A 21,475-nucleotide genomic window follows, 5' to 3' on the forward strand; every position below is an offset into this window, starting at 1 on the left:
GTAGACGCAAATAGGCGCGCCGATGCCCGGACCCGCAAAAAGAAAAGCCGCGCAGTGCGCGGCTTTTCCTCCAGGCGAAAGGCGATGCCTCAGTCCAGTTGGCCGTGGCAGTGCTTGTACTTCTTGCCGCTGCCGCAGGGGCACGGGTCGTTGCGGCCCACCTTGGGGGTGTCGCGCTGCGCCGGCATCGGGCCCGACTGCATGTAACCGCCCTGCTCCGCCTGGCGCTGTGCTTGCGCGGCTTCCTCGTCGGCGCTGTACCCGCCCGCGTCCTGGTGCTGGAACTGCATCTGCCGGGCCTGCGCTTCGGCCATCGCGCGTTCCTGCGCTTCCAGTGCCGCGACCTCTTCCTCGCTGCGGATGCGCACGCGCGACAGCAGGGTGACGACTTCGCTCTTCACCCGCTCCAGCATGCTGGAGAAAAGTTCGAAGGCTTCCTTCTTGTACTCCTGCTTCGGCTGCTTCTGCGCGTAGCCACGCAGGTGGATGCCCTGGCGCAGGTAATCCATCCGCGCAAGGTGTTCCTTCCAGTTCTTGTCGAGCACGGTCAGCATGATGTGCTTCTCCAGCGCACGCATGGTCTCGTCGCCGATCGCCGCTTCCTTGTCGGCGAAATGCTGGTCCATGGCGTCCTGCACGCGGCGCTCGATCATCTCCGCATCGAGTTCCTCGGCCTCTTCGCGCCAGCGGGACACGGGCAGGTCGATGCCCATTTCCTCGCCGAGCTCGCGTTCCAGGCCCTGCAGGTCCCACTGCTCGTCCACCGAGTTCTGCGGCACGAAGCGCCCCACTGTCTCGGCGACCACGTCGCCACGGATGCCGTCGATGTTGTCCTTCACCGACTCCGCATCGAGCAGTTCGTCGCGCTGGGCGTAGATGACCTTGCGCTGGTCGTTGTTGACGTCGTCGAAGTCCAGCAGGTTCTTGCGGATGTCGAAGTTGTGCGCTTCCACCTTGCGCTGCGCCTTCTCGATCTGCCGGCTGACCAGCTTGTCCTCGATGACGTCGTCTTCCTTCATGCCGATCAGCTTCATCGCCTTCTGGACCCAGTCCGAGGCGAAGATGCGCATCAGGTTGTCTTCCAGCGACAGGTAGAAGCGGGACGAACCCGGATCGCCCTGGCGGCCCGAACGGCCGCGCAGCTGGTTGTCGATGCGGCGCGATTCGTGGCGTTCGGTGCCGACGATGTGCAGGCCGCCCGCCGCCTTCACCGCGTCGTGGCGCTTCTGCCACTCGGCCTTCACCGCCGCGCGGGCGGCTTCATCGGCGTCTTCGCCGAGTGCGTCGTATTCGGCTTCCAGCGAACCGCCCAGCACGATGTCGGTGCCGCGGCCGGCCATGTTGGTGGCGATGGTGATCGCGCCCGGGCGACCGGCCTGCGCGACGATGTGCGCTTCGCGTTCGTGCTGCTTGGCGTTGAGCACTTCGTGCGGCACGCCGGCCTTGTTGAGGAAGTCGGACAGCATTTCCGACGTCTCGATCGACGTCGTGCCGACGAGCACCGGCTGACCGCGCTGGTAGCAGTCCTGGATGTCGGCCAGCACCGCCTTGAACTTGCCCTGGCGGTTGAGGAACACCTGGTCAGGCGAATCCTTGCGCACGGTCGGGCGGTTGGTCGGGATGACGATGACTTCCAGCCCGTAGATGCTCTGGAACTCGAAGGCTTCCGTATCCGCCGTACCGGTCATGCCGGACAGCTTGTTGTACATGCGGAACAGATTCTGGAACGTCACGCTGGCCAGCGTCTGGTTCTCGCGCTGGACCGGCACGCCTTCCTTCGCCTCGACCGCCTGGTGCAGGCCGTCGGACCAGCGGCGACCCGCCAGCGTGCGGCCGGTGAACTCGTCGACGATGACCACTTCGCCATCGCGCACGATGTAGTCCACGTCGCGCTGGTAGATGGCATGCGCGCGCAGGGCGGCATTGAGGTGGTGCACGACCGACAGGTTGTTGGCGCCGTACAGCGGCTCTTCCTCGCTGATGATGCCGGCCTGCAGCAGCAGTTCCTCGGCATGCTCCATGCCCGCTTCGGACAGGTGCACCTGCTTGCCCTTCTCGTCGACCCAGTAGTCGCCTTCGGCTTCCTCGTTCTCCTGCTTGATCAGCTGGGGCACGATGCGGTTGACGCGGATGTACAGCTCCGGCGATTCGTCGGCCGGGCCGGAGATGATCAGCGGGGTGCGGGCCTCGTCGATCAGGATGGAGTCGACTTCGTCGACGATGGCGTAGTGCAGGCCGCGCTGGAAGCGGTCGGCGCGCGACATCGCCATGTTGTCGCGCAGGTAGTCGAAGCCGAACTCGTTGTTGGTGCCGTAGGTGATGTCCGCGGCGTAGGCGCCCTGCTTGTCGCCGTGCGGCATGCCCGGGTAGACCACGCCCACGCTCAGGCCGAGCCAGTTGTACAGGCGGCCCATCCATGCGGAGTCGCGGCGGGCCAGGTAGTCGTTCACGGTGACGACGTGCACGCCCTTGCCTTCCAGCGCATTGAGGTAGGTGGGCAGCGTGGCGACCAGCGTCTTGCCTTCACCCGTGCGCATTTCCGCGATCTTGCCCAGGTGCAGCACCATGCCACCGATCAGCTGCACGTCGTAGTGGCGCATGCCCAGGACGCGGCGGCTGGCCTCGCGGCAGACGGCGAAGGCTTCGGGCAGGATCTTGTCGAGCGATTCCCCGCCCGCGATGCGCTGCTGGAACTCCGGGGTCTTCGCCTTCAGCTGCTCGTCGGTGAGCTTCTGCAGCTCTGCTTCCAGCGCGTTGATCTTGTCGACGGTGCGGTGCAGCTGCTTGAGCAGGCGCTCGTTGCGGCTGCCGAAGACACGGGTGAGCAGGTTGTTGATCATGTAGGGAACCGGAAAGGAAAAGGACGCCGGGGCGGCGCAGCGTGTGCGGCCCCAAAACGAAACAGGGCGCAAGGCGCCCTGTCTGGCAACACCGTATTGTAGCTTGGGGCGCCGCCCGGGGAATCAAGGCGGGCCGTCAGACCGCCCCGCCACCGATTGGTTCCGCGCGGATCAGCCGCGCTTGACCTGCCCGACCGGCGTCGGGCCTTCGCCCAGGAACTTGCGCGGATTGACCACGCGCCCGTTCTCCCACACCTCGAAATGCACGTGTGCGCCGGTCGAGCGGCCCGTCGAGCCGGCCTTGGCCACTTCCTGGCCCACGCGGACCAGGTCGCCGGCACGCACGCTGAGGCGCGAGTTGTGCGCATAGCGGGTCACGTAGCCATTGCCATGGTCCACGTCGATCACGTTGCCGTAGCCGCCCTTCACGCCCGCGAAGCTGACCACACCGTCGGCCACCGACAGCACCGGATCGCCCACGCGCGCCTTGAAGTCGATGCCCTTGTGGTTCTGGCCGCCGCCGCCGAACGGATCGGCGCGACCGCCGAAACCGGAGGTGATGTAGCTGTTGGCGATCGGCATGCGGCCCGGGGTCGCGTTCTTGTCGAGCTCCCGGTTGAACAGCAGCGCTTCCAGCACGGACAGCTGGCGACCGGAGGCGGCGAACTGGTGCTCCAGCTTGTCCACGCCGTCCTTCAGGTCGGCAGGCTTCATGTCGAACGACACGTCGTTGCCGCCGACGCCGACCGGCTCGTTGAAGTCGAACTCGCCGTCCTGCAGCTGGCCCACGCGGGTGAGCCGCTCGCCCAGCGCGTTGAGCCGATTGGCCTGTGCCTGCAGTTCGCCCAGGCGCGCGGCCATGGCGTTGATTTCCTGCTGCGCGCCGCGACGGACCTGGTCCAGTTCGGTATCGCGCTGCTCGGCCTTGGCCTGCAGCAGCGACACCTGGGCCATGCCGGCAGCGCTGCGTCCGGCGGCGCCGACCAGCAGGCCGGCGGCGACCAGCACCGCGGCACTGGCCAGCGGACGTGCGTGGAACGCGAGGCGGATGCGATAGGCGCCATGGGCGGACGCATGGGCCCACCAAGTACGCGAATTGTTTACGATGGTCTTAAAGCTCATAGATACCGATGTCTGATTCGAAGTCCAAGCCGCGCCGCGCCGGCATCGTGCAACCTGCCCTGCAGGCTGCCCTGACGGATGCCGCCACCGACCCGGTGCGTCGTGCCATGTGGCTCGACGCCTTGGAACAGCAGCTTCGCCCCTGCCTTCCGCCTGCCCTCGCGCCGCATTGCCGGTTGGCGAACGTGGCGGGCAAGCGGCTCGTTTTTGTCGTCGACTCCCCCGTGTGGAACGCCCGGCTTCGCCTGGCGGCACCCGAATTGATCAACGTGGCCCAATCCATCGGACTGGCGGTCACCGAGGTCACCGCCAAGACAAGCCCCGCGTCGGTCATCAAGCCTGCGCAGAACCCGGTCGTACCCGTATCGGAGGCGTCCCGCAAAGGGCTGCAAGCGGCCCTCGACCTCCTGTCCGAACCGGACTCCGCCGGTACGCCTGCCGATCGCGGCAGTCATCGTGGTCGGCGGAAAAATTGACTCGGCCATCACGAGGGACGGGGCATGGTACCGGCCACCGCTGGTCGGAGCGTTAGCCAGAAGTTAAGACCGCGTTATTTTCGGGCCCATTCCCTGACCAAGGTCACACTTTCGCCAAGGCGTAACGAATCGCGCGCGCACGCGTGACGGGGGTGGGAAACCGGGCGACAACGGATTCACCGTCCCGACGGGACGGAGGTCTCAGACGGCCAGGGCGGGGGCCGCGTACGTGACCGGCGACGGCGCGGTACGGTCTTCGAACGTCACTTCTTCCCACGCCGAGGTCTGGGCAAGCAGGGCGCGGACCAGCTTGTTGTTGAGTGCGTGGCCCGACTTGAAGCCCTCGTAGGCGCCCAGGATGGGGCGGCCGGCGAGGTAGAGGTCGCCGATGGCGTCCAGGATCTTGTGGCGGACGAATTCGTCCGTGTAGCGCAGGCCATCTTCGTTCAGCACGCGGAACTCATCGAGCACGATGGCGTTGTCCATCGAACCGCCGAGGCCGAGGTTGCGCTCGCGCATGTATTCCAGGTCGCGCATGAACCCGAACGTGCGTGCACGTGCGACTTCCTTGACATACGCGCCGGTGGAGAAGTCCACCTCTGCGCGCGATTGCGACGCCGGGATCATCGGGTGGTCGAACTTGACCGTGAAGCCCAGCTTGAAGCCGTCGTAAGGCTCGAAGCGCGCCACCTTGTCGCCGTCGGTGACCTCCACCGTATGCAGGATGCGGATGAAGCGCTTCGGCGCGTCCTGCTCGGCGATGCCGGCGGACTGGATCAGGAACACGAACGGACCCGCGGAGCCGTCCATGATCGGCAACTCGGCCGAGGACAGTTCAACGTAGGCATTGTCGACGCCGAGGCCGGCCATCGCCGACATCAGGTGTTCGACGGTCTGCACCTTCGCACCTTCGCAGGTGAGGCCCGTGCACAGCGTGGTCTCGGTGACTAGATCGGCGCTCGCGGGAATCTCCACCACCGGCGACAGGTCGACGCGCCGGAACACGATGCCGGTATCCGCCGGGGCCGGGCGCAGGGTCATGTAGACCTTTTCGCCACTGTGCAGCCCCACGCCCGTCGCGCGGATCACGTTCTTGAGGGTGCGTTGCTGGGCCATCGGAGGGGATCGCAGGTGGGGGGAACCTGAGGGGGCAGCGAGAATATCACGCAGGCCACTGAATCTTAACGGAAGAACCGGTCTGTCCCACGCCTGCAACAACGGCCTGGTAGCGCCGTCGGGAAAGGGCTGCCGGACCGGTGAAGGTCCGGCAGCAAAAGGACAGGGCGATGCTGCGATACGGCCCCTCCCTTGCGGGGAGGGTGTTGCGTGATCAGTCCGCCTGGCGGCGGAGGAACGCCGGGATGTCCAGGTAGTCGGACGGCAGCTCCGCTGCGACGGGTGCCGACGCGGGGGCCGACGGCGCGGGCGAGGCCGAACCACGGCGCAGGCCCAGGCCGCTGGTGGCGGCGCTGATCGGATCCATCGAGAAGCCGTCGTCGATCGGCATGCCGGTGGTGGCGTCGCGGACCAGCTTGATCGGCGCGCGCATCGGCTCGCGCAGGTCGCCGCCGCGGCCGACCGGCTGGCGGGCGGCGTTGCGGTTCAGGCCCGTGGCGACCACGGTCACGCGCACTTCGTCCTGCATGTCCGGATCGAGCACGGTGCCGACCACGACCGTCGCGTCTTCCGAAGCGAAGCCCTCGATAGTGCGGCCGACTTCGTCGAACTCGGCCATCGTGAAGTCGGGGCCGGCGGTGATGTTGACCAGGATGCCATTGGCACCGTTGAGGTTGACGTCGTCCAGCAGCGGGTTCTGGATCGCGGCCTCGGCGGCGGCCTGCGCGCGGTCGTCGCCGCGGGCGCTGCCGGTGCCCATCATGGCCAGGCCCATTTCGCTCATCACGGTGCGCACGTCGGCAAAGTCGACGTTGATCAGGCCGGGACGGACGATCAGGTCGGCGATGCCCTGCACCGCACCGAGCAGCACGTCATTGGCGGCGCGGAAGGCCTGGATCATCGTCGCGTTGCGGCCCAGCACGGTGATCAGCTTTTCGTTAGGAATGGTGATCAGCGAATCGCAGTGGTGGCTCAGCTCCTCGATGCCCTTCAGCGCGACCTGCATGCGGCGGCGGCCTTCGAACGGGAACGGCTTGGTGACCACGGCGACGGTCAGGATGCCCATCTCCTTGGCCAGCTGCGCCACGACCGGCGCAGCGCCGGTGCCGGTGCCGCCACCCATGCCGGCGGTGATGAACACCATGTCGGCGCCGTCCAGCGCGTCGATGATGCGCTCGCGGTCTTCCAGCGCGGCCTGGCGGCCCACTTCCGGATTTGCGCCCGCACCCAGTCCCTTGGTGACGTTGCTGCCGAGCTGCAGCTGCAGCTTGGCGCCGCAGTTCTTGATCGCCTGCGAATCGGTGTTGGCGGTGATGAACTCAACGCCGTCCACACTGCCGTTGACCATGTGCGCCACGGCGTTGCCGCCGCCGCCGCCCACGCCCACGACCTTGATCACTGCATTCGGGGCCATCTTTTCAACCAGTTCGAAATGTGCCATGTCCTTGTCCTCGTTTATTTAGTTATGTGGTGCTGGGTGGAACGAACGTCGTGACGCCTTCAACTTCGCGGGGGATGTCGCCTCACTCAGAACTCGCCGCGATACCAGTTCTGCAGTTTCTTGAACCAGCTGCCCGCCTTGCCCGTGGGCAACGACGGACGCCGGGGATGTTCGATCTGGCTGCCCATCAGCAGCAGGCCCACGCCGGTGGCATGCACCGGGTTGCCGACCACTTCGCCCAACCCGGTGACGTGCTGCGGGATGCCGACGCGCACGGGCATCTGCAGCATCTCTTCGGCCAGCTCGACGACGCCTTCCATCTTCGCGGCGCCGCCGGTCAACACCATGCCGGCGCGCACGCGCTCTTCGAAACCGGAGCGGCGCAGTTCGGCCTGCACCATCTCGAAGATCTCCTCGTAGCGCTGCTGCACGGCCTGCGCCAGCGCGTGGCGCGGCAGGCGGCGCGGCGGGCGGTCGCCCACGCTCGGCACCTGGATGCTTTCTTCGGCCGTGGCGAGCTGGGCCAGCGCGCAGGCGTAGCGCACCTTGATCTGTTCGGCTTCCGGCGTCGGCGTGCGCAGCATGTGCGCGATGTCGTTGGTGACCTGGTCGCCGGCGATAGGCAGCGAGGCCGTGTGGCAGATCGCACCCTGCACGAACACCGCCAGGTCGGTGGTGCCCGCCCCCATGTCGACCAGCACCACGCCAAGCTCGCGCTCGTCGCTGGTCAGCACGGCGACGCTGGAGGCCAGCGAGGAGAAGATCAGGTCATCGATCTGCAGGCCACAGCGCTGCACGCACTTGCTGATGTTGGCGGCCGCCGACTGCGCGCAGAACACCAGATGCGCGTCCACCTCCAAGCGCACGCCCGTCATGCCGACCGGATTGCGGATGCCTTCCTGCGAGTTGTCCAGCTTGTACTCGCGCGGAATGGCGTGCAGGATCTTCTGGTCGGCCGGGATCGCGACCGCCTTGGCCGCCTCCAGCACGCGGTCCAGGTCGCCCCAGGTCACTTCGCCGTCGCGGATCGGCACGATGCCGGGCGAGTTCCGGCACTGCACGTGGTTGCCGGAGATCGACGCGTAGACCGAGCGGATCTCGCAGCCGGCCATCAGCTCGGCCTCTTCGATCGCACGCTGGATCGATTGCACCGTGGATTCGATGTCGACGACCACGCCGCGCTTCAGGCCGCGCGATTCGTGCGAGCCGATGCCGATCACCTCGATCGGATTGCCCGGCGCGTACTCGCCGACCAGCGCCGTCACCTTGGAGGTGCCGATGTCCAGCCCGACGATCAGCGATTTGTCACCCTTGCGATTCATGTAATGCCCTGCAGAAGACGACCCGCGACCGCGATCGGCGCAGGCAATGGAGTCGGTGTCGCGGTCGGTGGCGGCGCCTTCGGCGCCTCGCCCCAGCTGAGCGCGAACCCGTTGGTGTAGCGGAGGTCGGCGCGCACCAGCGGCTGCGCCTGGGTGGCGAGCAGCTGCGGCAGCATCCGTGCGAAACGGCCCAGGCGCGGACGCGCGTCGGCGCGGCCGACCACCACTTGCGTGCCGTTGCCCAGCAGCAGCGACCAGCTGCCGCGCGCATCCATCACCAGCGTGGTGACGTCCAGGCCCATCGGCGCGAACAGCTGGCGCGATTCGTTGTACAGCGCGGTCACTTCCTGCACCTGCGACTCGGGGCCGCCGAGCTGCGGCAGGTCCAGGCCGGTGAGCTCCTTCGGCATCGGGAAGAGGCGGCCGTGTTCGGACAGCAGCTTGTCGTCGCCCCAGCGCGCGAACGGCTTGTGTTCGGTGATGCGCACTTCCAGTACGTCGGGCCAGCGCTTGCGGACATCCGCGCGTTCGACCCACGGCAACTGTTCGACAGCGCGCTTGGCGTCTTCCAGCCGCACGGCGAAGAAGCCGCGCCGCGCGTGCGGCAGCACCGCCGCCTGCAGCTGCGCCGCATCGACGCGCGCCAGTTCGCCCTGCACACGCAGCTTGCTCAGCGGCCACCGGTCGGCGCCGATCCAGCCGTTGACGACGGCGACGACCGGCAGCGCGACCAGCGCCAGCGCGAGCAGCCACGTCAGGATGCGCAGGGCGGCGTTCATCGGCCCGCCACCTCCGGCACCGTCTGCTCAAGGATGCGCCAGCACAGCTCTTCGAAACCGATGCCGACCTGCGCGGCTTCCTTCGGTACCAGCGAATGGCTGGTCATGCCGGGCGCGGTGTTCACTTCCATCAGCAGGAAGCGGCCGTCGGCGTGGCGCATGACGTCGACGCGGCCCCAGCCGGTGCAACCCGCGGCGCGGAAGCCGTCCAGCGCCAGCGCACGGATGCGCGCTTCGTCGCCGGCGTCGTCCAGGCCCGGGCACAGGTACTGCGTGTCCTCTGCGATGTACTTGGCGTGGTAGTCGTACCAGCCCTTGGCCGGCACGATGCGCACCGACGGCAGTGCCAGATCACCGAGGATGGCGACGGTGAATTCGCCACCGGTCAGCATCTGCTCGGCCAGCAGTTCGCCAGGATACGAAGAGGCGAAGGCCACGGCGGGCGCCAGGTCGTCTTCGCCGATGATCTGGAACACGCCGACACTCGACCCTTCGGCCGACGGCTTCACGAACACCGGGAAGCCCAGCGTGCGCACTGCGGCGACCAGATCGCCACCGGCCGGAATACGCACGAACGTCGCAGTGGGCAGACCCGCGGCCTGCCACACCTGCTTGGTGCGGATCTTGTCCATCGTCAGCGCCGAACCCAGCACGCCGGGGCCGGTGTACGGCACGCCGAGCGATTGCAGCAGGCCCTGCAGCACGCCGTTCTCGCCATCGCCGCCGTGCATGATGTTGAAGACGCGGTCGACCTTGCCCGCGCGGATCGCTTCGATCAGCGCAGGCACGCCGTCGACGGCGAATGCCTGCACGCTGCGCGCGAGCAGCGCGTCGAGCACGTTCCGCCCGGAGTTGAGCGACACCTCGCGCTCGCTGGACGCGCCGCCCAGCAGCACGGCCACACGGCCGAAGCGCGAAGCATCGGTGATGCGCAGCGGCGGAACGGTCAGGTCGTTCATGCGGTGTCCTTGCCGGTGAATCCGTGCGCGGCGATGTGCTGCGACATGTGGCCGATGTCGCCGGCACCCATCAGCAGCAGCAGATCACCGTCCTGCAGGACGTCGGGCAGCACGTCGACCAGGTCGCTGACCTGGCTGACCACCACCGGCTCGTTGCGGCCGCGGGCACGGATCGCACGCGCCAGCGACTTCGAATCGGCGCCGGCGATTGGCTGTTCGCCGGCCGGATAGACCTCGCTCAGCACCAGCGCGTCGGCTTCCGACAGCACGGCCGCGAACGCATCGAACTGGTCGCGCGTGCGGCTGTAACGATGCGGCTGGAACGCGACGACCAGGCGCTTGTGCGGCCAGCCACCACGCGCGGCGGCGAATACGGCGGCGAGTTCCTTCGGGTGATGGCCGTAGTCGTCGACCAGTTGCACGCGCGCGCCCTGCGACGTGGTGATTTCGCCGAGGTCGTTGAAGCGGCGGCCGATGCCGGCGAACTTCTCCAGCGCGGCCGCGATGTTCTCCGGCGAAACGCCCAGCTGCCAGCCGATCGCGGCGGCCGCCAGCGCGTTCTGCACGTTGTGGCGGCCGGGCAGCGCCAGGCTGACGCGGATGCTGGCGTCCTCCGGCAGGCGCAGGGTGAAGTGCATGCGACCGCCTTCCTGCTCGACGTCCTCGGCGCGCACGTCGGCGTTCTCGGCGAAGCCATAGCTCATCACGTGGCGCGGCGTGTCCGCCGCGATGGCGGCCACTTCCGGATCGTCGATGCACAGCACGGCCAGGCCATAGAACGGCAGGCGCTGCAGGAACTCGGCGAACGCCGCCTTCACGCGCTCGAAGTCGTTGCCGTAGTTTTCCAGGTGATCGGCGTCGATGTTGGTGACGACGGAGATCAGCGGATTCAGGCGCAGGAAGCTGCCGTCGCTTTCGTCGGCCTCGGCCACCAGCCACTGGCCGTCGCCGAGCTTGGCGTTGGCGCCGGCGGCGAGCAGCTGGCCACCGATGACGAACGTCGGGTCCAGGCCGCCTTCGCTCAGCACGGCGGCGGCGAGGCTGGTGGTGGTGGTCTTGCCGTGCGTGCCCGCGACGGCGATGCCGCGGCGGAAGCGCATCAGTTCCGCGAGCATGGCGGCACGCGGCACGATCGGGATACGCTGGCTGCGCGCCTCCATCAGCTCCGGGTTGTCGTGCTTGATGGCGCTGGACACCACCACGCAGTCGGTGCCCAGCACGTTGGACGCGTTGTGGCCGCGCATGACGCGCGCGCCCAGCGACGCCAGCCGACGGGTCGCGGCGTTGTCGGCGTTGTCCGAACCCGAGACTTCGTAGCCCAGCGTGCACAGCACTTCGGCGATGCCGCTCATGCCGGAGCCGCCGATGCCGACGAAGTGCACCCGGCGGAACTCCTTGGCCAGGTTGCCGGTGTGTTGCAGGCGGCGCTCGCGTGCAGCAGCCATCATCATGCCTGCGTCCTCATTTCAATGGCTTCCTCGAGAATGATGTCGGCGATGCGGTCGGCCGCATCGGTCCTGGCCAGTGCGCGCGCGGCTTGCGCCATCGCCATGCGCTTGCCGGGCTCGGCGATGAGCGGGCGCAGCGCCGCCGTCAGGGTTTCGGCCAAGGTGTCGTCCTGCTTCAGCAGCACGGCCGCACCACGCTCGACCAGGTATTCGGCATTGCGGGTCTGGTGGTCGTCGACGGCCTGCGCGAACGGAACCAGCACGCTGCCCACGCCGACCGCGCACAGCTCGGCGAGCGTGGAAGCGCCGGAGCGGCAGACCACCAGATCGGCCCACGCATACGCCGCCGCCATGTCGGTGATGAAGGCTTCGACGCTGGCCGCCACGCCTGCATCCGCATAGGCCTTTGCAGCTTCATCGCGCAGCTTTTCGCCGCACTGGTGGCGCACTTCGAGGCTGCCCGGCGGCAACGCCGCGATCGCCTTCGGTACCGCCAGGTTCAAGGCACGCGCGCCCTGGCTTCCACCCAGCACAAGCACGCACAGCGGACCGCCGCGGCCCGCCAGGCGTTCGGATGGCGTGGGCAATGCCGCGATTTCGTCGCGCACTGGATTGCCGACGACTTCCTCGCGCGCCGGGAAGGCGCCGGGAAAGCCCGTCATCACGCGGCGAGCGACCTTCACCAGCATGCGGTTGGTGAATCCGGCCGCGCGGTTCTGTTCGTGCACCATCAGGGGCACGCCCATCAGGCGCGCAGCGACGCCCCCGGGACCTGCCGCGAAGCCGCCGAAACTCACCACGGCGCGCGGCACCCGGCGACGCAACACGAAACCGGCAGCGCGGATCGCGCGCAGGATGCGGACCGGCGCGCCGAGCAGCGCGAGCTTGCCCTTGCCCCGCAACCCGCTGATGGCCAGCGTATCCAGCGGAATATCGTGCTGCGGCACCAGGCGCGTTTCCATCGCGCCATCGGCGCCCAGCCAGATCACCGGCACGCCGCGCGCGCGCAGCACCTTCGCCACGGCCAGCGCGGGGAAGATGTGGCCGCCGGTTCCGCCGGCCATGATCATCACGGGGGCATGCATCGGCGCGTTCATGCCAGCCTCTCGAACGTCGGCTCGACGCGCGCGTGCAGGCGGCTGGTGCCGCGCAGGGTCTGAGACAGCGAGACGCCGGCAGCGGTCGCCGGTGCCGGTGCCGGGCTGGCGGGACGCGGCTCGGCCGGCGCCCGCGGCGCCTCGCCGGCGCCCTGAGCGGCGTCGCCACGCAAGGCGACCTGGCGCTGCGTGCGTTCCAGTTCGTACGACACGCGCAGCAGCAGGCCCATCGCCACGCAGGTCATCAGGATGCTGGACCCGCCCGACGAGATCAGCGGCAGGGTCAGGCCCTTGGTCGGCAACAGGCCCAGGTTCACGCCCATCGAGACGAAGCTCTGCATGCCGATCCACAGCGCCACGCCGAAGGCGACGTACCCGGCGAAGTGGCGACGCATTTCGACGCAGCGCAGGCCGATCACGAAGGCGCGGCCGACCAGCAGCGCATAGAGCGCGATCACCAGGCACACGCCGACGAAGCCGAGCTCCTCGCCGATCACCGAGAAGATGAAGTCGGTATGCACTTCCGGCAGGTAGTTGAGCTTCAGCACCGAACCGCCCAGGCCGATGCCGCTCCATTCGCCGCGCCCGATCGCCATCAGGGCATTGGTCAGCTGGTACCCGCTGCCGAACGGATCGTCCCAGGGATTGGTGAACGAGGTGATGCGGCGCAGGCGGTACGGCGCCGCCACCGCCAGCATCGCCAGCATCATGACCAGGCCGATGCCGGGCAGCACGATGCGCAGGATGTTCACGCCGCCGAGCACCAGCATGCCGGCGGTGATCGCCAGCAGCAGCGTGGATGAGCCGAAGTCGGGCTGCAGCAGCAACAGGGCGACCAGGGTCAGCGCCACGCCGAACGGCTTGAGCATGGCTTTCCAGGTCGCGCTGACGTCGTCGCGGAAACGCACTAGGTAGCTGGCCAGCCAGACGATGAAGAACACCTTCACCACCTCGACCACCTGGAAGTTCGACACCCCCAGGTTGATCCAGCGGTGCGCGCCCTTCACGCTCACGCCCAGGCCCGGCACGAATACCAGCAGCAACAGCACCACGCAGCCAAGCAGCAGCACCTGGTTGCGCGCCTCGATGCTTTTCAGTTCGGTACGCGTCAACCACCATGCCAGGCCCGCGCCCGCCACCAGGAACATGCCGTGGCGGATCAGGTAGTAGAACGGATTGCCGTGCTGGTAGATCGACGCGGACGCGACCATCACCACGCCGAGCGAGGCGAGCGCCAGCATGGCGCCGAGCAACCAGGGATCGAAACGGCCCCCGATGGCGTCCAGTCGCGTGGCCTGGCGTGGCGCGTCGTTCATCAGCGCACCTTCAGCGTGGCCAGGCCGACGAGGACCAGCACGACCGAAATGATCCAGAAGCGCACGATCACGCGCGGCTCGGGCCAGCCCTTGAGTTCGAAGTGGTGGTGGATCGGCGCCATGCGGAACACGCGCTTGCCGGTCAGCTTGAACGACGCCACCTGGATCATCACCGACAGCGTCTCGATGACGAAGATGCCGCCCATGATCACCAGCACCAGTTCCTGGCGGACGATCACCGCGATGGTGCCCAGCACGGCACCCAGCGCCAGCGCGCCGATGTCGCCCATGAAGACCATGGCGGGATAGGTGTTGAACCACAGGAAGCCGAGCCCGGCCCCGGCGATGGCGGCGCAGATGATGGTCAGCTCGCCCGCCCCCGGCACCGGCGGAATCTGCAGGTAGCTGGAGAACACCGCATTGCCGGACGCATAGGCGAACACGCCCAGCGCGCACGCCACCAGCACCGTCGGCATGATCGCCAGGCCATCGAGGCCGTCGGTCAGGTTGACCGCATTGGAGAAACCGACGATCCAGAAATAGGCGATGGCCACGAAGCCGATGCCCGCCAGCGGCAGCGCGATCGACTTGAAGAACGGTACGTAGAAGGTCGTCGCCGCCGGCACGTCGGCGTACAGGTACAGGTAGAGGCCCGCGGCCAGGCCGAAGATCGACTGCAGCAGGTACTTCCAGCGCGACTTCAGGCCGTTGGGGTCGCGCTTGACGATCTTGATCCAGTCGTCGTACCAGCCGATGGCGCCGAAGGTCAGCATCACCAGCAGCACCACCCATACGTACTTGTTGCGCAGGTCGCCCCACAGCAGCACCGACAGCAGCACGGTCATCAGGATCAGCGCACCGCCCATCGTCGGCGTGCCGGCCTTGGAGAAGTGCGACTGCGGACCGTCCGTGCGGATCGGCTGCCCGCCCTTCAGCTGGCCCAGCTTGCGGATCACCGCCGGGCCCAACCACAGCGACAGCGCCAGCGACGTCAGCGCCGCCAGGATCCCGCGGAACGTCAGATAGCCGAACAGGCCGAAAAAGTTTTCCAGGCTCTGCAGCCAGCGAGCCAGTTCAAGCAGCATGCGGTGTGTCCTCCCCGGTGGACAGCAAGGCGGCGACGATCCGGTCCATCGCGCTGCCGCGCGACCCTTTCACCAGGCAGCGCACGCCCGTCCGCAGATCGGCGCGCAAGGCGGCTGCGAGCGAGGCGTGGTCCTGGAAGGCCTGCGCCCCCTCGCCGAATGCGGCGGCCGCGGCTGCGCTGAGGGGTCCCAGCGCATAGAGACGACGGAGGCCGGCAGCCTTGGCACGACGACCGGCGTCGGCGTGCAGCGCTTCGGCGTCGTCGCCCAGTTCGCGCATGTCGCCCAGCACCAGCCAGCCCTCACCGCCGGCCTGCGTGCTCGCCGCCAGGGTGTCGATGGCGGCCACCAGCGAACCGGGATTGGCGTTATAGCTGTCGTCGATCACCACTGCGCCGTTCGACAAGGTGCGCGCAACCTGCCGGCCCGCCACGGGCTGCGCAGCGGACAGGCCCTCCGCGATGATCGCCAGCGATACGCCGCAGGCCATCGCGATGCCGGCGGCGGCCAGTGCGTTGAGCACATTGTGGCGACCGGGCAGGTGCAGTTGCACTGCGACGTCGCCGTGCGGCGCCACCAGCACGAAGTCGGAGCCGTCATCGGTCGCGCGGATGTCGCGCGCGGTCAGGTCGGCGGTCGCTTCCAGGCCGAAGCGCAGGATGCGGCGGTCCGGCACCCGGCTGGCGAAGTACTCGGCGAACGCATCGTCGGCATTGATCACTGCCGTGCCGTCGGCCGGCAGCGCCTCGTAGATGGCGCCCTTGGTCTCGGCCACGCCCATCAGCGAGCCGAGCCGTTCCAGGTGTGCGGCGGCGATGTTGTTCACCAGCGCCACTTCGGGCGTGACGATGTCGGTCAGATAGGCGATGTCGCCCGGCTTGCCCGCGCCCATCTCGTACACCGAGAAGTCGGCATCGTCCGGTGCGTCGATCACGGCCATCGGCAGGCCGATCTCGTTGTTGCGGTTGCCCGGATTGAAGTAGGTGACGCCGGCGCGCTGCAGGATCGACACAACCAGCGTCTTCACCGACGTCTTGCCGTTGCTGCCGGTGATCGCGACCGTCTTCTCCACGCGGTCGCGCTGCAGGCCGGCCGCGATCCGCGCCAGCGCCAGCAACGTATCCGGCACGACCACCTGCGGCACCTCGACCTTAACTTCATGGTCCACGAGGACCGCGGCGGCGCCCCGCATGGCCGCGTCGTAGGCGAAATCGTGGCCGTCGAAGCGCTCACCGCGCAGCGCCACATACAGGCTGCCCGGCACCAGCGTGCGGGTATCGTGGGTCAGCGAACCGATCACCAGATCGTCGCCCAGCAATTCGCCGCCCGCCCAGTGCGCCAGCAGGGACAAGGGAAGCCGCTTCATCGACGGTCCTCCAGCGCCTGGCGCGCCACGGCGGTGTCGTCGAACGGATGCTTCACGCCATGGATTTCCTGGTAGGGCTCGTGGCCCTTGCCGGCCACCAGCACGATGTCGTCGGGTCCGGCCAGCGCGACCGCGCGTGCGATCGCCTGCGCGCGGTCGCGCTGCACGAGCACCGCGCCCGGGGTCGCGAAGCCGGCCATGATGTCGGCGACGATGCGGTCGCCGTCTTCGGTACGCGGGTTGTCGTCGGTGACCAGCACCACGTCGGCCAGGCGCTCGGCGATGGCGGCCATCTGCGGGCGCTTGCCGGTGTCGCGGTCGCCCCCGCAGCCGAACACGCAGAACAACCTCCCCTGCACGTGGTCGCGCAGGCTGGCCAGCGCCTGTTCCAGCGCGTCGGGCGTATGCGCGTAGTCGATGACCACCAGCGGGCGACGCTGGCCTGCCGCGTCGCTGTCGCCGCCGAGCCGGTTCATGCGACCGTGGATCGGCGCCAGCCGCGACAGCGTGCGTGCGATGTCGGCGGGGGTATCGCCCAGTGCGTGCAGCGCGCCGGCCACGGCCAGCAGGTTGTCCACGTTGAAGCGCCCCAGCAGCCGCGACTGCACCGCCTGCACGTCGTCGCCGACCATCAGGTCGAATGCGATGCCGTTGCCATCCAGCCGCAGCGCGTCTGCCCGCACGCTCGCGTCCGCCTGGCCGCGCGAGCTGACGCCGATGCGCTGCACGCCATGCGGCAGGCGCGCGAACAGGTCGCGGCCGTAGGCGTCGTCGAGGTTGATGACGCCGGCTTTCAGGCCTTCGCGCGAGAACAGCCGTGCCTTGGCCGCCCCGTAGCGCTCCATGTCGCCGTGGTAGTCCAGGTGGTCGCGCGTCAGGTTGGTGAATACGCCGACATCGAAATGCACCGCGTCCACGCGCCCCTGGTCGAGCGCGTGCGAGCTGACTTCCATCGCCACCGCCTTCGCGCCGGCATCGCGGAACTGCGCGAGCAGCGCATGCATCTGCAACACCAGCGGCGTGGTGAAACCGGTGGGCACCACTTCGCCGTACATGCCGGCGCCGAGGGTGCCGACGGTCGCGCAACGCACGCCCCGCAGGTGCCAGGCCTGCGCCAGCAGCTGTACGGTCGACGTCTTTCCGTTGGTGCCGGTGACGCCGACCATCTTCATGTCGTGCGACGGCGCGGCGTGGAAACGGTCGGCCATGGTGCCCATGCGCATGCGCAGCCCGGGAACGGCGATCGCGTCGCGCGGCGCTTCCAGGCCATCGGGTACGGGCGGTTCGAACAGGATCGCGCTCGCGCCGTTCTCCTGCGCCTGCGCGGCGAAGTTCAGGCCATGCGCGCCGAAGCCGGCAATGGCGACGAACGCGTCGCCGGGCTGCACGCTGCGGCTGTCCAGGGTCAGGCCACGCACCACGATGTCGCGCGGCACATCCACGTCGGGCAGCAGTTCGGCGAGCGCCATCATCCGCCTCATCTCGTGGCCCCCGTGGCCGGCGCCGCTGCATGCGGGGTATCGAAAGCGGAGGGATCCATCGTGTCGACGGCATCGTCGGGGACCGGCGCCGGTGCCGGTGCGGGCACGCCGCCGCCCTGCTTGCCCGCGTTCTTCGCCTGCGCGGCGAGCCACGCCTCGATGTCGTCCGGCGGCACGTCCATCAGGCGCAGCGTCCCGTCCATCACGTCATGGAAGACCGGCGCGGCCACCAGGCCACCGTAGTAGCCGCCTTCCTGGGAGTCGTTGATCACCACGACGGCGGCGAAGCGCGGATTGCTGGCCGGCACCAGACCGGCGAAGAAAGACGCGTAGCGCCCCTTCGCGTACCCGCCACCGGACGCGATGCGGGCGGTGCCGGTCTTTCCGGCCACGCGATAACCGAGCACGCCCGCGCGCTTGGCGCCGCCCTGCGTCACCACGGTTTCCATCATGCCGACGACCTCGTGCGCGATCGCCGGGTCCAGCACCTGCGGCGCCTCGCTGCGCTGGCCCTTCACGAACGTAGGCGTCACCAGCCTGCCGCCGTTGCCCAATGCCGAGTAGGCACGCGCGATCTGCAGGGGCGTCACCGCCAGGCCATAGCCGTAGGACATGGTCGCCTTCTGCAAGCCATTCCAGCGGTCCGGCGGCGCCAGCATGCCGGCGGACTCGCCCGGGAAACCGCTGCCCGGCTTCTGGCCATAGCCGAAGCTGTGGATGCTCTCGTAGAAGTAGGCGTTGGGCAGCTTCTCCGCGATCTTGATCGAGCCGATGTTCGAGCTCTTGGTGATCACGCCGGTGACGGTCAGCACACCGTTGTTCCGCGGCACGTCGCGGATGGTGTACCGGCTGTTCAACGCCATGTAACCGGGGTTGGTGTTGACCAGCGTCGACGGCGTGACCACGCCGGCCTTCAGGGCGGTCGATACGGTCAGCGGCTTCATCGTCGAGCCGGGCTCGATCATGTCCGTCAGCGCGCGGTTACGGCGCGCATCCGGCTTCACCCGCTCGATCGCGTTCGGGTTGTAGGTCGGCAGGTTGACCATCGCGAGCACTTCGCCGGTGGCGACGTCCATGATCACGATCGAGCCGCTGCTGGCCTGGTGCTCGAGCAGCGCATTGCGCAGTTCGCGGTGGGCCAGATACTGGATGCGGCGGTCGATGCTGAGCGTCAGGTCCTTGCCCGGCTGCGCGGAGCGGATCAGGTCCACGTTCTCGACGATGCGGCCGCGGTTGTCGCGGATCACCTTCTGCGCGCCCGGCGTGCCGCTGAGCCACTCGTCGAAGGCCAGTTCCAGGCCTTCCTGCCCGCGGTCGTCGATGTTGGTGAAGCCCAGCACGTGGGCCATCGCGGGCCCCTGCGGATAGAAACGGCGGAACTCGCGCTGCGAGAACACGCCGGGAATCTTGTGCGCCAGGATCTTCTGCGCCTCGTCCGGATTGATCCGGCGCTTGAGGTACAGGAATTCCTTGTCGGCCTTCTGCGACAGGCGGTTGGTCAGGTGGTCGAGCGGCACGCCCAGCGCCTGCGCGAGTTCCGGCAGGCGGTCGGGCGCCTTCAGCAGTTCCTGCGGGTTGCCCCATACCGATTCCACCGGCGAGGACACCGCCACCGGTTCGCCGTTGCGGTCGGTGATCATGCCGCGAGAGGTCGGGATCGGAATCTCGCGCAGGAAACGCGCATCGCCCTGGCGCTGGTAGAAATCGTGGTTGATCAGCTGCACGTACGCCGCGCGCCCGACCAGGCTGATCGAACACAGGCCCATGGCGCCGAGCACCAGTGCCAGTCGGCCGCGCAGGTTGAAGCGCGCGCGATTGCGGTTCTTGGCCGGTGCGGCGTTCATGGACGCACCACCACGATATCCGCCGCTTCCGGCGACTTCATGCCCAGGCGCACGCGGGCGATCTGGTCGATGCGGGTCGCTTCGGCGACCGTGGCCTGCTCAAGCTGCAGGCGACCGAATTCGACGTTCAGTTCGTCGCGTGCACGCTCCAGCCGCGTCACCTCGTCGAACAGCACGCGGTGGCGGTGGCGCGCATAGACCACCCCGATCGCCGAGGCGATATTCGCCAGCACCAGCACGGCGATCAGGAAGCGGCTCATGCGGCCACCTCCAGCTTCTCGGCCACGCGCAGCACGGCGCTGCGGGCACGCGGGTTCGAGGACACTTCGTCGGGCTCGCCCTTCTGCCCGCCGCCGATGGCGCGCAGGGTCGGCGTGAAGTCCAGCGCCACCGGCAGGCGGCGGTTGGCCGGCGGCGCCTTGGCGTGCCGGTTTATGAACTGCTTGACGATGCGGTCTTCCAGCGAATGGAAGCTGATGACAGCCAGCCGGCCGCCGGCTTTCAGGCGCATGAGGGCCGCATCGAGACCCGCTTCCAAATCCGCCAGCTCGCGGTTGATGTGGATGCGGATCGCCTGGAAGCTGCGGGTGGCGGGATGGGTCTTCTCCCCGCGCGGCATCACGGAGGCGATGACGCCTGCCAGGTCGGCGGTGCGCATGAAGGGCTGCGTGGCGCGACGGGCGACGATGGCGCGCGCGATGCGGCGACTCTGCTTCTCTTCGCCGTAGGTCCACAGCACGTCGGCGATGTCGCGCTCGTCGGCGCGCGCGATCCACTCGGCCGCGCTTTCGCCCGATTCGGGATCCATGCGCATGTCGAGCGGACCGTCCTTGCCGAAGCTGAAGCCGCGCTCGGCCACGTCGAGTTGCGGCGAGGACACGCCCAGGTCCAGCAGCACGCCGTCCAGGCCGGCCGCGGTTTCATTCCATGCTGCCAGGGACGCGAAGCTGCCGCGGAAGATCGACACGCGCGCATCGCCCGCGAACATCCGTTCGGCATGGGCGATCGCTTCGGGATCCTTGTCCATCACCAGCAGCCGGCCTCCCGGGCCGAGGTGTTGCAGCACGCCGCGCGCGTGGCCTCCACGCCCGAAGGTGCCGTCCAGATATGTTCCGTCCTCCTTCACCTGCAGCCCTTCCATGACCTGCGTGTACAACACCGGCAAGTGCAGCGCGGGGAGGTGATCGGCCGGCGCGGACTGCCGCTTGCCGTCACCCTTGCTCACAAGCGCAGCTCGAGCATGTGTGCGCTCAGATCGTCGTCGGTGAGGGACTGACGGATCTGCGCGTGGTGCGCCTGTTCGCTCCAGAGTTCGAACTTCTCGCCCATGCCGAGCAGCACGGCCTTTTTCTCGATTCCCACCGCGCTGCGATGGCTGGCCGGGATGCTGATGCGGCCATTGCCGTCCAGCTCGACCGGCGACGCGGCGCCGATCAGCTTCAACTGCAGGCTGCGGTGCGCCTTCTGGGTGCTGGGCAGCTTGCTGACCTCATCACGGACGCGCTGCCAGACCTTCTCGGGGTACAGGTAGAGGCTGCCGCCCTCGAAGGGGTTGTAGGTGATCACCAGGCGGTTGCCGCACTCGCGCGCGACGAGGTCACGGTACGCGGTGGGCACCGCGAGCCGTCCCTTGTCGTCCACTGTGATGGCGGTCTCACCCTGAAACACTACCCCTGCCTTCCCGACGCGCGAATGAGCGATCAATTGAACCACGAAAAACCACTGAAAACCCGGTTTTCCCTCTGTTGCCCACCTTAGCAGCGCGCACAGGGTTGTCAACAGG

The 21,475-nt window shown here is 68.1% G+C and carries 18 protein-coding genes; 1 reads left to right on the top strand and 17 read right to left on the bottom strand.

Annotation, left to right across the window (positions count from 1 at the left end; translation table 11 throughout):
* Window positions 1–89: 89 nt before the first annotated feature.
* Both secA and Q0907_RS15195 read right to left on the bottom strand, forming a co-directional pair.
* Window positions 90–2,840, bottom strand: coding sequence for a preprotein translocase subunit SecA (secA, locus tag Q0907_RS15190; protein WP_299346396.1), 2,751 nt, complete (start codon window positions 2,838–2,840; stop codon window positions 90–92).
* A gap of 171 nt (window positions 2,841–3,011) precedes the next feature.
* Window positions 3,012–3,962: a M23 family metallopeptidase gene (locus tag Q0907_RS15195; protein ID WP_299346399.1), complete on the bottom strand. Its 951-nt coding sequence runs from the start codon at window positions 3,960–3,962 to the stop codon at window positions 3,012–3,014.
* Window positions 3,963–3,970: 8 nt separating this feature from the next.
* Here Q0907_RS15195 and Q0907_RS15200 point away from each other — a divergent pair, with 8 nt between their 5' ends.
* Window positions 3,971–4,438 (top strand): DUF721 domain-containing protein, encoded by a 468-nt coding sequence (locus tag Q0907_RS15200; protein WP_299346401.1) that lies wholly within the window; start codon window positions 3,971–3,973, stop codon window positions 4,436–4,438.
* A gap of 201 nt (window positions 4,439–4,639) precedes the next feature.
* Here the strand turns inward: Q0907_RS15200 and lpxC are convergent, their stop codons facing one another.
* The 15 genes from lpxC to mraZ form a co-directional block, all read right to left on the bottom strand.
* A complete protein-coding gene (gene lpxC / locus Q0907_RS15205; protein ID WP_296278473.1) occupies window positions 4,640–5,554 on the bottom strand; it encodes a UDP-3-O-acyl-N-acetylglucosamine deacetylase in 915 nt (304 codons plus the stop codon).
* A gap of 214 nt (window positions 5,555–5,768) precedes the next feature.
* A complete protein-coding gene (gene ftsZ, locus Q0907_RS15210) occupies window positions 5,769–6,995 on the bottom strand; it encodes a cell division protein FtsZ (RefSeq protein WP_296278474.1) in 1,227 nt (408 codons plus the stop codon).
* Between the two features lie 86 nt (window positions 6,996–7,081).
* Complete coding sequence (gene ftsA / locus Q0907_RS15215; RefSeq protein WP_055940270.1) at window positions 7,082–8,317, bottom strand: cell division protein FtsA; 1,236 nt, start codon at window positions 8,315–8,317, stop codon at window positions 7,082–7,084.
* Window positions 8,314–9,096, bottom strand: coding sequence for a cell division protein FtsQ/DivIB (locus Q0907_RS15220; protein WP_299346406.1), 783 nt, complete (start codon window positions 9,094–9,096; stop codon window positions 8,314–8,316). The genes ftsA and Q0907_RS15220 overlap by 4 nt, the downstream gene beginning before the upstream one ends.
* The gene (locus tag Q0907_RS15225; RefSeq protein ID WP_299346408.1) at window positions 9,093–10,055 is read right to left on the bottom strand and encodes a D-alanine--D-alanine ligase; all 963 of its coding nucleotides are present in this window, start codon (window positions 10,053–10,055) and stop codon (window positions 9,093–9,095) included. Before Q0907_RS15225 ends, Q0907_RS15220 begins: the two co-directional genes overlap by 4 nt.
* Window positions 10,052–11,503 (bottom strand): UDP-N-acetylmuramate--L-alanine ligase, encoded by a 1,452-nt coding sequence (murC, locus tag Q0907_RS15230; RefSeq protein ID WP_296278571.1) that lies wholly within the window; start codon window positions 11,501–11,503, stop codon window positions 10,052–10,054. The genes Q0907_RS15225 and murC overlap by 4 nt, the downstream gene beginning before the upstream one ends.
* On the bottom strand, window positions 11,503–12,600 hold the full coding sequence (murG, locus tag Q0907_RS15235; RefSeq protein WP_299346411.1) for an undecaprenyldiphospho-muramoylpentapeptide beta-N-acetylglucosaminyltransferase: 1,098 nt from the start codon (window positions 12,598–12,600) through the stop codon (window positions 11,503–11,505). The genes murC and murG overlap by 1 nt, the downstream gene beginning before the upstream one ends.
* Window positions 12,597–13,916 (bottom strand): putative lipid II flippase FtsW, encoded by a 1,320-nt coding sequence (gene ftsW / locus Q0907_RS15240; RefSeq protein ID WP_299346414.1) that lies wholly within the window; start codon window positions 13,914–13,916, stop codon window positions 12,597–12,599. The genes murG and ftsW overlap by 4 nt, the downstream gene beginning before the upstream one ends.
* Window positions 13,916–15,001: a phospho-N-acetylmuramoyl-pentapeptide-transferase gene (gene mraY, locus Q0907_RS15245; protein WP_296278478.1), complete on the bottom strand. Its 1,086-nt coding sequence runs from the start codon at window positions 14,999–15,001 to the stop codon at window positions 13,916–13,918. Before mraY ends, ftsW begins: the two co-directional genes overlap by 1 nt.
* Window positions 14,991–16,367: a UDP-N-acetylmuramoyl-tripeptide--D-alanyl-D-alanine ligase gene (murF, locus tag Q0907_RS15250; protein ID WP_299346417.1), complete on the bottom strand. Its 1,377-nt coding sequence runs from the start codon at window positions 16,365–16,367 to the stop codon at window positions 14,991–14,993. Before murF ends, mraY begins: the two co-directional genes overlap by 11 nt.
* Complete coding sequence (locus Q0907_RS15255; protein WP_299346419.1) at window positions 16,364–17,848, bottom strand: UDP-N-acetylmuramoyl-L-alanyl-D-glutamate--2,6-diaminopimelate ligase; 1,485 nt, start codon at window positions 17,846–17,848, stop codon at window positions 16,364–16,366. Before Q0907_RS15255 ends, murF begins: the two co-directional genes overlap by 4 nt.
* A complete protein-coding gene (locus Q0907_RS15260; RefSeq protein WP_299346422.1) occupies window positions 17,845–19,692 on the bottom strand; it encodes a penicillin-binding transpeptidase domain-containing protein in 1,848 nt (615 codons plus the stop codon). The genes Q0907_RS15255 and Q0907_RS15260 overlap by 4 nt, the downstream gene beginning before the upstream one ends.
* On the bottom strand, window positions 19,689–19,952 hold the full coding sequence (gene ftsL, locus Q0907_RS15265; protein ID WP_296278482.1) for a cell division protein FtsL: 264 nt from the start codon (window positions 19,950–19,952) through the stop codon (window positions 19,689–19,691). Before ftsL ends, Q0907_RS15260 begins: the two co-directional genes overlap by 4 nt.
* Complete coding sequence (rsmH, locus tag Q0907_RS15270; RefSeq protein WP_299346425.1) at window positions 19,949–20,917, bottom strand: 16S rRNA (cytosine(1402)-N(4))-methyltransferase RsmH; 969 nt, start codon at window positions 20,915–20,917, stop codon at window positions 19,949–19,951. The genes ftsL and rsmH overlap by 4 nt, the downstream gene beginning before the upstream one ends.
* Entirely contained in the window at window positions 20,914–21,360 is a 447-nt protein-coding gene (mraZ, locus tag Q0907_RS15275) for a division/cell wall cluster transcriptional repressor MraZ (RefSeq protein ID WP_296278484.1), read from the bottom strand. Before mraZ ends, rsmH begins: the two co-directional genes overlap by 4 nt.
* Window positions 21,361–21,475 lie beyond the last annotated feature (115 nt).

This window comes from uncultured Pseudoxanthomonas sp. (assembly GCF_947498795.1).
Lineage (GTDB): Bacteria > Pseudomonadota > Gammaproteobacteria > Xanthomonadales > Xanthomonadaceae > Pseudoxanthomonas_A.